The following is a 14,170-nucleotide window of genomic DNA, read 5'->3' as shown; positions in this document are numbered from 1 at the left end:
CCGCAGGAATGAGACAGGCTGTTAAATAAAGAACCGACTAAGGGGGAGTAACAGAATGGTGCAAACGAAGAGATGGGTTTCTTTGCTTATGGTGCTTACGATCGTTGGTGTTCTGTTTGCAGGATGTAGTGGAGGTGCTAATGAGGCACAGCCGCAGCAAGGCAACGCGGATAATAAAACAGAGGGAAATGAAGGCGGCGCACCAGTTACAGAGGGGGTTATTCAAGCGACGGATATGTCGCAAAATCCTCCAGGAGCAACAAATCGGAAAGATAACATTGTAGTAGGTATGACATCACCTAAAGGGGTATTTAATCCACTTTTCTGGCAAACAACTTATGATTTATTTGTGGTTAGAACAGTATTTGATTCCTTTTTACAGGTGAAGGCAGATGGTACATATGAAAATAGTTTGGCTGAGAAGGTTGATGTATCGCCGGATGGTCTAAAGTACACATTCCATCTGAAACCAGGCGTGAAGTATAGTGACGGTACTCCAGTAACCGTAAAAGATTACGCTTTTGTACTCAAAGTGCTGCATGATCCGAATTATGATGGGGAAACCGATGTATTGTCTTTTAAGATTAAAGGCGGTAAGGAATATCACGATGGCAAAGCGAATGATATCTCGGGGATCAAAGTTATTGATGATAACACAGTAGAGGTCACTGTTACAGAAGCAACAGCGTATACGAAGGATTTTCTGGGTGAGCAATACTTCATGCCAGAAGCTTATTACGGAAAAGGATACAAAAAAGGTAGCTTGGACAGCATCAAGGCGCTTAATAATAAACCAATCGGCTCCGGGCAATATGTGCTGAAAAGCTTCTCCCCGGGTCAGCAAGTCGTTCTTGAAGCCAATCCAAACTACTTCAAGGGCGCACCAAAGGTGAAATCAGTTATTTTTAAAACAACAACAGAAGAAACGAACCTGTCTATGCTACAAACAGGCGAGACGGACATGGATAACATCACAGTTACGGAAGACAATGTAGAGGAATTAAAGGCTCTGGGCTTTTTGAACGTGAATATTATGCCAACGAACGGCTATGGATATATTGCGTTTAACCACAAGGAAAAGAAATTTCAGGACCCTAAAGTACGTCAGGCTTTAACAATTGGCTTAAACCGCAAGGAGATTGTGCAGGGTGTGTATGGCCCATATGCGAATGTTATTAACATTCCACAATCTACAGAATCGTGGTCTTATACGGATGAAGGCATCAACAAATATGAATTTGATACAGCGAAGGCGAAGGCCTTGTTGGATGAAGCAGGTTGGAAGGTCGGTGCTGACGGAATTCGTGAAAAGGATGGAGAAAAGCTGACCATTAACTTCTCTGCGACTGCCGATAATCCAGTAGTAGAGGCCTTGCTGCCGATCATGTCCAATAACTATAAGGAGCTGGGCATCAAGCTGAGTTCTGAAACTTTAGATTTCAATGCCATCATGGATAAGAAGGATACAGGTAAATTTGATATGTTCTTTGCAGCTTGGGGCTTAACCCCAGACCCTGATACAACGACTTTTATTACGAATGGTGCACAAAATGATATCGGCTACTCGAATAAAAAGGTCGATGAGTTAACGCTTGCTGGTAAGCATGAACTGGATCAAGAGAAACGCAAATTGATTTACAAACAGCTCTATCAGGAGCTGAACAAAGATTTGCCGACGATCTTTTTGTACCAACGCAGAGATATGTGGCCTGTTAATGGACGTATATCCGGCTTAGAAATTACACCATACAAAGATTTTGAGTTCACTCTGCATAACGCTCAAATCGCTCAATAAGGGTTGCCAATCGTATGCTCAGCTCTCACGAGCTGGGCATATCACTTTATTCGTCTGGAGGAATGAATATGAAGCAGTACATTATTCGAAGACTGCTGCAACTCATCCCCACACTTATTGGCATATCCATTATCGTTTTTGCGATTTCAGCCATGGTGCCGGGTGATTATATTACAGCCAAGCAGAACCCGAATATGACCGCCGAGAAGGCGCAGCAGCTACGACATATCTACGGGCTGGATAAGCCGGAATACCAGCGTTATTTTATATGGGCCGGTAATATGTTAAAGGGAAATATGGGGGATTCACTACAGCATAAGCAGCCGGTAACGAAGGTCATCAGCAATTATGTATGGAACTCGTTTATTATCGCTTTCTTTAGTCTTATTTTTAGCTGGCTCATTGCTGTTGTTGCAGGAGTATTTTCAGCTAAGTTCCAATATTCCTTATTCGATAAGTTTGTCACGTTATTTATTTTCTTATGTATGTCGTTGCCTTCATTTTTTATTGGTCTATTAGTCATTAAAATATTTGCTCTTGAGTGGGGGATTCTTCCCGTCGGAGGCATGACCACAGCAGGGGTGGAAGCAGGCTCATGGGCTTACATGGTGGATGTGCTCAAGCATATGTTCCTACCGACACTCGTACTTACGATGCTGAGTACAGGAAGCCTGACTCGTTATTTCCGTACAGGCATGTTGGAGGTCATCCGGCAGGATTATATCCGTACCGCACGCGCCAAGGGCTTGAAGGAGCGGACGGTTATTTTCAAGCATGCACTGCGCAATGCTCTGATTCCAGCAATCACATTGCTCGGATTTGAGCTTCCAGCCTTATTTGGTGGGGCAATGATCCTGGAAAAGGTATTTGTTTGGCCGGGTGTGGGGCAGGTTTATCTAGAGTCTATTAGTATGCGGGATTATCCGTTTATGCTGGGCTTCACGATTTTTCTGGCCATTCTCACGCTCCTCGGTAATTTACTTTCTGATGTATTGTATGGCATGGCCGATCCAAGAATTCGCTTGAAATAGGAGGGATACTATTGTCCGCAGAAACAGTCACGATTGAAACGAATCAAAAGGCGGCGATCCGTCCTGAAGCGTCTCCATGGAGAATCGCCGTTCGCCGTTTTAGCCAGAATCGTCTTGCTTTGGCAGGTCTCATTATATTAATTCTGATGGTCATCATTTGTGCATTTGGGCCCATAATTTCACCTTATCATTTAGATGATTACAAGCTATCTGACAAAAACTTATCCCCTAATGCGAAGTACTGGCTTGGTACGGATAAGTTTGGTAGAGATATTTTACTGCGTACGATGCTGGCTGGTCGTATTTCTTTGACAGTCGGGCTGGTCGCTACCTTTATTTCGGTCATGATCGGGGCAACATTGGGTGCACTGGCAGGGTTTTATCGAAAAGGCGTGGATACGGTCATTATGCGGATCGCTGATATTTTTATGGCGCTGCCTACATTGCCGTTGCTTATTATTTTAGGTGCTGTTCTGTCGGATTTGAAAGTTGATCCATCGAACCGTATCTATTTTCTGATGCTAATTATCGGAGTCCTGAGTTGGACGAGCTTGTCCCGTTTGGTCAGGGGGCAGATTCTTACGCTGCGTGAACAGGAGTTCATGCAGGCGACAGAAGCGCTGGGCTTGAGAGACCGCCGCAAAATATTCCGACATCTGCTGCCAAACACGATTCCTACTATTATTGTTACGGCTACGCTTGGAGTGGCAGGTGCGATTATTACAGAGTCTGCGCTCAGTTACTTGGGGATTGGCGTTGTACCGCCCACACCTTCGTGGGGGAATATGATATCAGCTGCGAATAACCTGATTGACTTCCGCAAACGGCCCTGGATATGGGTACCACCGGGAATGTGTATTCTGATTACCGTTGTAGCGATCAATCTGATTGGCGACGGTTTGCGTGACGCGCTGGACCCTAAAATGAAGAAGTAGGAGACGAACGTTTATGGAAAATGCTTTGATTGAATTTCGTAACCTGAAAACCCACTTTCATACCTCTAACGGAACTGTCAAAGCGGTCAATGACGTCAGTTTTAAAATTCGTGAGGGTGAAACGCTCTGTGTGGTAGGAGAATCTGGTTGTGGTAAGAGTGTAACTGCGATGACGATGATGCGGTTGATTGATTCTCCCCACACCTCAGACGGACAAATCTGGTTTGAGGGCAAAGACCTCTTGAAACTCAATAAAGGTCAAATGCAGCAAATTCGCGGCAATGACATTTCGATTATTTTTCAGGAACCGATGTCCTCACTGAATCCAGTGCTTACGATTGGGGAACAGATTACGGAGCCATTGCTGATGCATACATTAATGAGTAAAAAAGAAGCACGCGCCCGGGCAATTGAACTGATAAATTTGGTGGGCATTTCGCGATCGGAGGAAATATTCCATTCCTATCCTCATGAGCTGAGTGGCGGTATGCGCCAACGGATTATGATTGCTATTGCCTTAAGTTGTAATCCGAAGCTGTTGATTGCGGATGAACCGACAACGGCTCTGGATGTGACGATTCAGGCACAGATTCTTGATTTGATGCGGGATTTAAAGGATAAGCTTAAAACGTCCATTATGCTGATTACACATGATCTCGGTGTCGTGGCAGAAATGGCGGATTATGTGGTCGTTATGTATGCCGGGAACGTCATTGAAGAGGCACCTGTCATTGAACTGTTCAAAAATCCGCAGCATCCCTATACTCAGGGACTATTAAAGGCTAAGCCTGTCATTAATCAGAAAATGGATCGGCTGTATTCCATCCCGGGACAGGTGCCCAACCCCATTGAGCTGGGCGAAAACTGCCATTTTCATGACCGGTGTGCACATTGTATGCAAATATGCAAGGATCAGGCTCCTCCCTTGAATGAAAAGGAGAATGGTCATAAGGTTGCCTGCTGGCTATATGAGAAAGAAGGAGGGCAACGGATATGAGCGAGCCTTTGATTCAAGTGGAAGGGCTGAAAAAGTATTTCCCAATCACAGGTGGGGTTTTTCAGCGTACAGTCGGACATGTAAAGGCAGTTGATGATGTATCCTTTCATATTCATAAGGGTGAGTCCTTTGGTCTGGTAGGGGAATCGGGCTGCGGTAAAAGTACGATTGGACGCACGATTCTCAGATTGATGGATAAGACGGAGGGATCGGTACGGTACAAGGGCGAAGATTTGCATGCGTTAAACAAGGAGCAAATTCGTGCGCTTCGTCCGAAGCTGCAAATCGTCTTTCAGGACCCCTTTAGCTCACTAAATCCGAGAATTAAGGTGGGGGAAGCGATCGGAGAGGCCTTGCTCGATCACGGGTTGATTGACCGTAGTGAGCTGCGGCGGAAGGTCAACGAAACACTGAACATTTGCGGACTGTCCTCGTATCACTATGATCGTTATCCGCATGAGTTCTCCGGCGGTCAGCGGCAGCGGATTGGGATTGCTCGGGCTTTGATTTTGAATCCTGATTTTATTGTGGCTGACGAACCGGTATCTGCGCTGGATGTGTCGATTCAGGCTCAGATCATTAACCTGTTAAGCGATTTGCAGCAAGAGCGCCAACTAACATATCTGTTCATCTCGCATGATCTGAGTGTAGTCGAGCATCTGTGTAGCCGGATTGGTGTGATGTATCTAGGCTCAATGGTAGAGTTGGCCTCCAAGGAAGAGCTGTTCAGCAATCCGCTTCACCCATACACCAAGGCATTGCTATCCGCAGTGCCCATTCCAGATCCGACAATCAAAAGACAGCGGATTGTGTTAAAAGGGGACATCCCGTCTCCGGCTAATCCACCGTCAGGCTGCAAGTTTCATACACGCTGTCCTATGGCGGAAGCCCGCTGTAAAACAGAGGCTCCGTTATATCGGGATGCGGGCGATCAGCATTTTGTAGCCTGTCATTTTGCCTAATACAGCATACTTAAGGAGCAAAATATCCGTCATCCTGTGCAGGGTTTGGCGGATATTTTGTCGTGAAATAAAAAAAGGTAAAAAAATTGTATCTTTTTTTCGAAAAATTGCAGACAAAATGGATTTTTCATCGTCTAATAAGATATGGAGGTTATTACGATGATGAAAAAACATTGGTTACGTTGGGCTATTGTCGTCCCGGTACTTATTATATTGATTTTTATTACACTTGGGCCCCGCTTGTTGAATGGAAAGCCGAATGTCGATGCAGAGGCTGCAGTGCTGATGGACATGCACACCGGAGAGTTACTGATGGATGTGAATGGTGATAAGCCCATGCCCTCCGCAAATATGTCCAAGCTCATGACCGAGCTATTGGTACTGGAAGATATCCGAGCTGGACGGCTAGGCTGGAATGATGAGGTGCGAATTAGTCGTTATGCCAGTACGGTGGGTGGCGTTAATCTATCCCTCCGGTATGGCGAAAGAATGACTGTATCTGAGCTGTTTCAAAGTATGGTTGTGTATTCGGCGAATGACGCCGCTGTGGCGCTGGCAGAGCGTTCAGCAGGGAGTGAATCTGCTTTTGTGAAGCGTATGAATGAAAAAGCTGCTCAAATTGGATTATCGCCTGATAGTCGCTTTAGTAATGCCTCTGGGGCAGGTCAGAGTGAGCTGGGACCGAACCATCCTAAGGATATTCGCGGAGAAACGAAAATGACGGCAAGCGACACTGCAAAACTGGCTTCTTACTTGATTACGTCACATCCTGAGATTCTCAGAACGTCCAGCCGTACGCAGATGGAATTGAAAGATAAGGGGATTTACATCAGTAATACGAACTGGATGCTGCCTTCCTTGGCTGGACCCTACTCTTATGCGGGAACGGATGGATTGAAAGCAGGGTACACAAGCGATGCTGGGTACTGTTTCACTGGTACAGCTGAGCAGCATGGTAAGCGGTTAGTTGCTGTAGTGCTGGGTGCACCGAGCAAGGAAGAGCGTTTTGCACAGACAAGGAAGCTGTTCGATTATGGTTTTTCTCTGTCCGCTTCTTTTCCGATGCGATTACAAAATTTGGTGAAACTAGCTTCACATTAAACTAAAAATAACTTTGAAAGAAAGCTACATAGAATACTTATATATATTAATGAAGGCTTTGACCGTGAGGGCGAGGCCTTTTTTGTTATGAATTTGGGGAACTGACCACGCCATGGCACTTTTGACAACAAGGTGGCAGACCTTTTATGCTTTGAGAGGAAGTTTCCGCTTCATGAGGGACCATTCCGGTTTAAAGAAGAGATGGGATTTGTAGAGGAAAGAAGGAAGGAAGCCATGATGGAGAGAAGACATAAGAGAAGGACCCGTGGAAAGCCCCAAAAGAAAAAAAGGTTTACCGCTCTATATATTTCATGTATTGTCTTGCTTTTGGTTGCAATGGGAGGCTATCTATTCCGCAAACAGCTGACGCTCGTGGCTTTTGACTGGTTTGTTTCACCGACGCTGGAAAGCAAGCTGGAGAAATCCTACCAGCCTCGTCAATCCGTGGAACAACAGCCACAAGAGACTGTGGCTTACCAGAAGGAGCCTTTTTCGGTGTTATTGCTGGGAACGGATCAAAGGCCAAACGAAAAGGCACGTGGTCGGTCCGATACGGTGATATATGCTGCTGTACGGCCAGCAGAATCGCGTGTGCTTTTGGTTTCCATTCCAAGAGATACGTATGTACAGATTGCCGGACATGATTCCAATCGAGATGGCGAGGATGATTTTGATAAGTTGGGGCATGCTTATGCGTTCGGAGGAGAAGAAATGTCCATGGCTACCGTAGAGAAGCTGATGCAGCATAAGATCGATTATTATGCTACGATCAACTTCCAGGGTATTCAGGATGCCGTGAATGCAGTGGGTGGAGTCGTACTTCCTATCGATCAGCCCATCGAAAATAAAAACCCGCTGCATATCAAGTTTCGTATTGAGGCGGGCAAGCCGCTTTATAATGGTGAAGAAGCCATGTATTATGTTAGGTATCGGGAAGATAGCGACTTCAACCGTACGAAACGTCAGCAGATTTTTTTGAACGCTATGGCGGATAGGTTGCTGAATATCGACGGAATCACCAAGATTCCGGAGCTGCTCGATATTATGGGGGCCAATTTTACAACGGATATGGAACCGGCCTTTATTACTGGGCTTGGCAAGCAAGCTATTTTACAAGGTAATCCACAAATTTCAAGTTTTACGATTACGGGGGAAGGGTTCAAGAAAAAGGGCCTGTACTATGACCGGGCTAATGAACAGGAACTTGAATATGCCAGACTTATAATTGCGAACTGGCTGGACTCTGATACAACCCCGCAGACGCTGAGGCTACCCAACAAGCAGGACATTCAGTGAGTAATCAATGGATTTATATTTGATTTTGAGGGGGATTCGTTTCTCATGAATATCGCTTTTTTCTTGCTTCCCAAACAGGAGGTTGCTTGTGTAACGGCGGATGCTACTTTACGGCAAACTTTGGAACGAATGGAGTATCACCGTTTTACTGCGGTTCCTATTTTAGATAAGGAAGGTAGATATAAGGGTACAGTTACAGAGGGTGACCTCTTATGGCATATGAAGGAGTCTGAGGGGAAAATCACCTTTGAAAACGCTTCTAAGTTTATGCTCAAGGACGTCCCACTGCGGGTTTCGATGAAACCCGTATCCATTGATGCAAATATGGAGGATCTGATTAATTTGGCGAAGGTGCAAAACTTTGTGCCTGTTGTGGATGATATGGAGCGGTTTATCGGTATTGTGCGTCGCAGCCAAATCATTGAGTATTGTGAAAAGTTTGTGTCCAAGGAATCGCTTAATACTTCATCTTAAGATCGGCGTATGGCTGCGAATAGCGTGGCTTGCAGGAGCAGAATGCAGCAGCAAAGCTGCACTGAAGCCTGCTGTTATTCTATAGGGTAACGATGTCGGCAGAGGCTTATAATAAGCAGCAAAGCTGCTCTGAAAATAACTATTTACCCTATGGGGTAACAGTTATTTTCAGAATAGGATATGCTATAATGGAGAATAAAGCTTTTTCAGAGGGGTGTGACTCTTCATCATATGCCTAAAGAAATGGATGTAGTTAAACGAGCCAAGGTTATTGAATGGCTTAAAACAGAGGTGCTTGACCAAGTCTCCCGTCTGTTTAAGGCGATGTGGGAAGGTAGTACAGTCCGTATTGGTGATTGTTTGGCCAGCCTGGTGATGAGCAGTTATATTCTGGGAAGGCGTCTTGGAGTGTCTTACCGTGAATTGGATGATCTACTCATCGACAAGCTAAGAAAGCACAGAAAAGAAGGACACCAGCTGGAGGATTGGTATCAGGACATATCCGCACTGGAAGAACATATGCGTAAGAGGTGAAAACGTTGAAATTCCGCTTGGCCACTGTAGCATGGAGCGTTATTTATTTGCTGCTGCTGCTGACTTTATTGACACCATTTAGAATCATTGCTGTATTTTTCCTGATTGTGCCTGGCGCTGTATTGTTTTCATCGCTGCCTTTCAAAGGATTTCTAGCTCACGTCATACCGGTGCTTTTAATTATAGCGCTACTCGATGTGTATTCGCTGCTTCCTGCGATTTATTTTCTAGTTCCCTCTATATTAATGGGACGGGTATATAAAAAGGGAGGATCTGCTTTTCAGGCGTTGATGACCGGAACGGGTATTATTTTAGCCGAGTTGTTGTTTGTACTGTTTATCGCTACGTATTCCTACGGGTTTGACCTGTCCCAGTCGCTTCGTGATCAGGCTGAGCTATCGGCCAGTATTGTACAGCAGATTTTGGGGGCGAATCCGATGTTTGCGAATATGAACTGGACAGCGGGAGATACGCAGAAACTCGGTACAATGCTGATTGGTAAGGTACCCTATGTGATGATCGTCAGCTCGTTCATACTGGCAGTAATCACACATGCTTTGGCACGTCCGGCATTGAGCAGTCTCGGTGTGCCAGTACGTAAAATGAAGCCTGCTCGCGAGTGGATGCTACCGCGCACGCTGATCTGGTACTATCTGCTGGCAATTGTAATTGGATGGATAGCGGATTCTTCCGATAGCAGCTGGATTCAAACGGTTTCCATTAGTATGCTGCCGCTTATCCATGCATGTTTTATTATCCAGACAATTGGTTTTGTATACTTCTGGACGCATAGCCGTAAAAAGAGCCCGGTGATTGCGTTGCTGCTGTCGCTCGTCGTTCTGGTGTTCCAGCCGCTCCGCATTATAGGTATTATTGATTTGGCCTTTCCGCTGCGCGAAGCTATTACAAGATCAAAGAAATAGGGTGAATAGTCATGCCTAAATTTCTACAAAAACGCTGGCACGGCTATCAGACGGTCTGGGCGTTTTTACTGCTGCTGGTGCTTGTCATATGTATTTCCATGTACAACTGGGAACTGGGTGTGATAGGACTGCTGCTATCATTCTTGCTCGGCGGACTGATGCTGAAGACGGAGCTGGATTTTCGTCGGGAACTGAATCAATATATCAGCGGCCTTTCCTTCCGAATCAAGCGGGTGGAAGGGGAAGCGATTAGTACACTGCCGTTCGGTATCATTTTATACAGTGAAAATCGAACGGTAGAATGGCACAATCGCTTTGCCAGTGAGATGTTCGAGGAGCAATCGTTGATTGGTGAGCCCCTTCAAGATTTGTTTCCTCAACTCGCCAATGCTCTAAGCACTAAGAAGGAAACGAAAGAGCCTGCTCGTGAACTAAAGGTGGAATTACAGCATGATGAGCGTTATTATCAGTTTCTAATCGTGCCCGATGAGCGTCTGATATATTTGTATGAAGTAACAGAACTCGCGGTACTGCGCAAGCAGTATGAGAACGAGCGTTTGGCGCTTGGCATCGTCATGCTCGATAATATGGACGAGGCTGCTCAGGGAATGGACGATCAGCAGCGCACCGCGCTCATAGCGAAGGTTTCCAGCGAGATTACGTCCTGGGCCAATCAGTACAATATTTATTTGCGCCGGTTGTCATCCGAGCGTTATCTTATTATGCTGAATCATAAAGCACTCCAAGAGCTGGAGCAGAGCCGATTTGTCATTCTGGATACGGTAAGGGAAATGACGGCGGATTTGAAAGTACCCATGACATTGAGCATTGGTTTGTCTTTCGGCGCAGAGAGTATCAAGGAGCTGGGCGAGCTGGCCCAATCCAGTCTGGATATGGCGCTTGGACGTGGGGGAGATCAGGCAGCAGTGAAAGCGGGGCAGCGCCTGTCCTTTTACGGAGGCAAGTCCAATGCTGTCGAGAAGCGTACCAGGGTGCGGGCCCGAGTCATTGCACATGCGCTGCGTGATCTGATGCAGGAGAGCGACCGCGTGCTGATCATGGGACACAAAATACCGGACATGGACGCATTAGGAGCGGCTATCGGCGTGTGGAAGGCAGCGGCGCTTTACAATGTAGAAGCACATATCGTACTGGACAAATCCAATCCGTCTATTGACCGAATGATGGAACAGGTAAACAAGGATGAGAAGCTGTCGCAAGCACTCCTGACACCAGAGCAGTCGCTTCAGATGATGACCGAGCACAGCCTGCTGGTTGTGGTGGATACGCACAAGGCCTCAATGACGATTGAGCCGCGTCTGGTGCAGACGGCCAGCCGGGTGGTGGTTGTGGATCATCATCGTCGAGGCGAGGAATTTATTAATGACTCTGTTCTGATCTATTTGGAACCCTATGCGTCATCGGCCTGTGAACTGGTGACCGAGCTGTTGCAGTATATTCATGAGAAGGTCCAGCTGACACCGTTGGAGGCAACATCACTGCTGGCGGGGATTACGGTCGATACCAAGCATTTCTCCCTGCATACAGGCTCACGTACGTTCGAGGCCGCTGGCTTCTTAAGACGTAGCGGAGCAGATACAGTCATGATCCAGCGCATGTTAAAAGAGGACCTGGATGAATATATTGCTAAGGCGGAAATTATTAAGCATGCTAAAATGATATATGGGCATATCGCCATAGCGGTGACCGAGCCTGGACAAAAAATACCGCAACTCCTGATTGCTCAGGTGGCGGATTCATTACTCAATATGACGGACGTACTGGCCTCCTTTGTGGTTAGCGAACGTCCTGACGGCCTGGTGGGGATCAGTGCCCGTTCACTCGGGCGCATGAACGTACAGGTCGTCATGGAACGGCTAGGCGGCGGAGGACATCTGACGAATGCGGCGGTTCAGCTGGATTGCTCGCTGGAGGAAGCGAGGCGCAGAGTGGTCGACGTACTGGCCGAAATTGATGGGGAAGAGGGGTTATTTGAATGAAGGTAATATTCATTAAAGATATGAAGGGCCAAGGTAAAAAGGGGCAGGTTAAGGAAGTATCCGACGGTTATGCAGCGAATTTCCTGTTGCCGCGTGGTATTGCCCGTCCAGCAACGGAAGGGAATATGAAGACGCTGGAAAACCAAAATGCTGCTGAGGAAAAACGCAAGCAAGAGGAAAAGGAAGAAGCACAAGTACTTGGCAAAAAGCTGGAAGAGACTACAATTCAGCTGAAAGCAAAGGCTGGAGAAGGCGGACGGCTGTTCGGCGCGATTACAAGCAAGCAAATCGCAGAGGCTGTTGCTAAAACGGGTATCAAACTGGATAAACGCAAAATCGAGCTGGAAGAACCGATCCGTACGCTCGGCGTGACTCAAATGACCGTCAAGCTTCATCCTGAGGTCAAGGCTACGCTGAAAGTACAGGTGACTGAAGAATAATTATGGGCGGCGAATTTTTTGATCGGATTCCTCCGCAAAATCTGGAGGCTGAACAGGCGGTTATCGGGTCTATTTTGCTCCAGTCTGAAGCACTGATTACCGCAATGGAGCGCGTGCAGACCGAGGACTTTTACGATAAAGCTCATCAGATGATTTACGAAGCAATGATTGAGCTGGGTGAATCCGGGCAACCGATTGACTTGGTTACGCTGACCTCGAAAATCCAAGACAAAGGTCAGTTGGAGGATATCGGCGGTGTCAGTTATCTGGCGAAGCTAGCTCATGGGGTGCCGACAGCGGCTAACGTGGATTACTATGCCCAGATCATTGAGGAAAAAGCGATGCTTCGTCGCTTGATTCGCACAGCTACACAAATTGTAAGTGAAGGCTATAGCAACGGCGAAGATGTGGCCGGTATGCTGAGCGATGCCGAGCGCAAGATCATGGAAATCTCCAATGGTCGCTCCGGCAGTGGTTTCATCGCCATCCGCGATGTCGTGATGGAAGTGTTCGACCGTGTCGAAATGTTGCATCAAAACAAGGGCAACACCACCGGGATTCCATCCGGATTCGTTGACTTGGACAAGATGACAGCAGGTTTCCAGCGCAATGACCTGATCATTGTGGCTGCCCGTCCATCTGTAGGTAAAACAGCATTCGCCCTGAATATCGCACAAAACGTTGCAGTACGGGCTAAAGAGACCGTTGCCATCTTCAGTCTTGAGATGTCGGCGGCTCAGCTCGTACAGCGGATGATCTGTGCCGAGGCGAACCTGGACGCGAACGTTATGCGGACAGGTGAATTCAAAGGCGACGAAGATTGGGCGAAGCTAACCATGGGCATTGCAGCCTTGTCGGAGGCGGAAATCTATATCGATGATACGCCTGGTGTCACTGTGGCTGATATCCGTGCCAAGTGCCGCCGTCTCAAGGCGGAAAAGGGACTGGGCATGATCGTGATCGATTACTTGCAGCTCATTCACGGACGCGGTAAAGCGGGCGAGAACCGGCAGCAGGAGGTATCCGAAATTTCGCGGACATTGAAGCAAATCGCCCGTGAGCTTGAAGTGCCTGTAATAGCCCTTTCTCAGCTGAGCCGGGGTGTAGAGCAGCGTCAAGATAAGCGGCCGATGATGAGTGACTTGCGGGAATCGGGTTCCATCGAGCAGGATGCTGACATCGTTGCGTTTCTGTACCGGGATGATTATTATAATCAGGAAACGGAAAAGAAAAATATTATTGAAATTATCATTGCCAAGCAGCGTAACGGCCCGGTCGGTACGGTAGAATTGGTATTTCTCAAAAATTATAATAAATTCGCTAATTACGAGCGTGCCCATTCGGATGCGTTCGCAGGTTAATATATTATTATAATTAGAAAAGGCTCTTTCGACGCGGATATTGCGATTTCGAGAGAGTCTTTTTTATAGGATTCATATATTTTCAAAGCATGATTGAAAACTCTCAATTACGAACAATACTATTTTCATGTAATATAATGTTCGCTTTTTATTTGACTTTAAAAAATGGTACTGGTACACTTATAGTGCTGCTTCAACGCAGTGGGAGATCATTACGCCCGGGACCTTCCGAACTTGCGGAATGTCTGCGACGGACGTTTTTTCCTGCTGTCCGAGAACGCCCCATATCTGTCCGCTGAGGTGGTTGAAGCCAGATATGCG

The 14,170-nt window shown here is 46.7% G+C and carries 13 protein-coding genes; all 13 read left to right on the top strand.

What is annotated here, in order from left to right; all coding sequences use genetic code 11:
- Nucleotides 1-55: 55 nt before the first annotated feature.
- The 13 genes from FKV70_RS09870 (at nt 56) to dnaB (ending at nt 13,849) form a co-directional block, all read left to right on the top strand.
- On the top strand, nt 56-1,795 hold the full coding sequence (locus FKV70_RS09870; protein ID WP_142612724.1) for an ABC transporter substrate-binding protein: 1,740 nt from the start codon (nt 56-58) through the stop codon (nt 1,793-1,795).
- 68 nt (nt 1,796-1,863) lie between these two features.
- Complete coding sequence (locus FKV70_RS09865) at nt 1,864-2,826, top strand: ABC transporter permease (protein ID WP_063211689.1); 963 nt, start codon at nt 1,864-1,866, stop codon at nt 2,824-2,826.
- An 11-nt stretch (nt 2,827-2,837) separates the two neighbouring features.
- The gene (gene opp4C, locus FKV70_RS09860) at nt 2,838-3,761 is read left to right on the top strand and encodes an oligopeptide ABC transporter permease (RefSeq protein WP_063211691.1); all 924 of its coding nucleotides are present in this window, start codon (nt 2,838-2,840) and stop codon (nt 3,759-3,761) included.
- Nucleotides 3,762-3,774: 13 nt separating this feature from the next.
- Nucleotides 3,775-4,758 carry an ABC transporter ATP-binding protein gene (locus FKV70_RS09855; RefSeq protein ID WP_040102459.1) on the top strand — a complete coding sequence of 328 codons (984 nt, stop codon included), beginning with the start codon at nt 3,775-3,777 and terminating at the stop codon, nt 4,756-4,758.
- Nucleotides 4,755-5,720 (top strand): ABC transporter ATP-binding protein, encoded by a 966-nt coding sequence (locus FKV70_RS09850; protein ID WP_063211693.1) that lies wholly within the window; start codon nt 4,755-4,757, stop codon nt 5,718-5,720. The genes FKV70_RS09855 and FKV70_RS09850 overlap by 4 nt, the downstream gene beginning before the upstream one ends.
- A 159-nt stretch (nt 5,721-5,879) precedes the next feature.
- Nucleotides 5,880-6,821, top strand: coding sequence for a D-alanyl-D-alanine carboxypeptidase family protein (locus FKV70_RS09845; RefSeq protein ID WP_063211695.1), 942 nt, complete (start codon nt 5,880-5,882; stop codon nt 6,819-6,821).
- Between the two features lie 234 nt (nt 6,822-7,055).
- Nucleotides 7,056-8,117, top strand: coding sequence for an LCP family protein (locus FKV70_RS09840; RefSeq protein ID WP_142612723.1), 1,062 nt, complete (start codon nt 7,056-7,058; stop codon nt 8,115-8,117).
- A gap of 45 nt (nt 8,118-8,162) precedes the next feature.
- Nucleotides 8,163-8,591, top strand: a complete 429-nt coding sequence (locus FKV70_RS09835) for a CBS domain-containing protein (RefSeq protein WP_063211699.1) — start codon at nt 8,163-8,165, stop codon at nt 8,589-8,591.
- A 231-nt stretch (nt 8,592-8,822) separates the two neighbouring features.
- The gene (locus FKV70_RS09830; protein ID WP_013373896.1) at nt 8,823-9,125 is read left to right on the top strand and encodes a MazG-like family protein; all 303 of its coding nucleotides are present in this window, start codon (nt 8,823-8,825) and stop codon (nt 9,123-9,125) included.
- A 5-nt stretch (nt 9,126-9,130) separates the two neighbouring features.
- Nucleotides 9,131-10,048: a DUF2232 domain-containing protein gene (locus FKV70_RS09825; RefSeq protein WP_063211703.1), complete on the top strand. Its 918-nt coding sequence runs from the start codon at nt 9,131-9,133 to the stop codon at nt 10,046-10,048.
- Between the two features lie 11 nt (nt 10,049-10,059).
- On the top strand, nt 10,060-12,048 hold the full coding sequence (locus FKV70_RS09820; protein ID WP_063211705.1) for a DHH family phosphoesterase: 1,989 nt from the start codon (nt 10,060-10,062) through the stop codon (nt 12,046-12,048).
- The gene (rplI, locus tag FKV70_RS09815) at nt 12,045-12,488 is read left to right on the top strand and encodes a 50S ribosomal protein L9 (RefSeq protein WP_016822463.1); all 444 of its coding nucleotides are present in this window, start codon (nt 12,045-12,047) and stop codon (nt 12,486-12,488) included. The genes FKV70_RS09820 and rplI overlap by 4 nt, the downstream gene beginning before the upstream one ends.
- 2 nt (nt 12,489-12,490) lie before the next feature.
- A complete protein-coding gene (gene dnaB / locus FKV70_RS09810; RefSeq protein ID WP_063211707.1) occupies nt 12,491-13,849 on the top strand; it encodes a replicative DNA helicase in 1,359 nt (452 codons plus the stop codon).
- Nucleotides 13,850-14,170 lie beyond the last annotated feature (321 nt).

Origin of the sequence: Paenibacillus ottowii, assembly GCF_006874425.1 — a bacterium.
GTDB classification, from domain to species: domain Bacteria; phylum Bacillota; class Bacilli; order Paenibacillales; family Paenibacillaceae; genus Paenibacillus; species Paenibacillus ottowii.
Note: the sequence above shows the minus strand (reverse complement) of the source record. Positions and strands in the feature narration are given on the sequence as shown.

Coding starts and splice junctions, on each gene's coding strand:
- FKV70_RS09870 (WP_142612724.1), top strand. CDS start 56: ATGGTGCAAACGAAGAGATGGGTTTCTTTGCTTATGGTGCTTACGATC.
- FKV70_RS09865 (WP_063211689.1), top strand. CDS start 1,864: ATGAAGCAGTACATTATTCGAAGACTGCTGCAACTCATCCCCACACTT.
- FKV70_RS09855 (WP_040102459.1), top strand. CDS start 3,775: ATGGAAAATGCTTTGATTGAATTTCGTAACCTGAAAACCCACTTTCAT.
- FKV70_RS09850 (WP_063211693.1), top strand. CDS start 4,755: ATGAGCGAGCCTTTGATTCAAGTGGAAGGGCTGAAAAAGTATTTCCCA.
- FKV70_RS09845 (WP_063211695.1), top strand. CDS start 5,880: ATGATGAAAAAACATTGGTTACGTTGGGCTATTGTCGTCCCGGTACTT.
- FKV70_RS09840 (WP_142612723.1), top strand. CDS start 7,056: ATGATGGAGAGAAGACATAAGAGAAGGACCCGTGGAAAGCCCCAAAAG.
- FKV70_RS09835 (WP_063211699.1), top strand. CDS start 8,163: ATGAATATCGCTTTTTTCTTGCTTCCCAAACAGGAGGTTGCTTGTGTA.
- FKV70_RS09830 (WP_013373896.1), top strand. CDS start 8,823: ATGCCTAAAGAAATGGATGTAGTTAAACGAGCCAAGGTTATTGAATGG.
- FKV70_RS09820 (WP_063211705.1), top strand. CDS start 10,060: ATGCCTAAATTTCTACAAAAACGCTGGCACGGCTATCAGACGGTCTGG.
- rplI (WP_016822463.1), top strand. CDS start 12,045: ATGAAGGTAATATTCATTAAAGATATGAAGGGCCAAGGTAAAAAGGGG.
- dnaB (WP_063211707.1), top strand. CDS start 12,491: ATGGGCGGCGAATTTTTTGATCGGATTCCTCCGCAAAATCTGGAGGCT.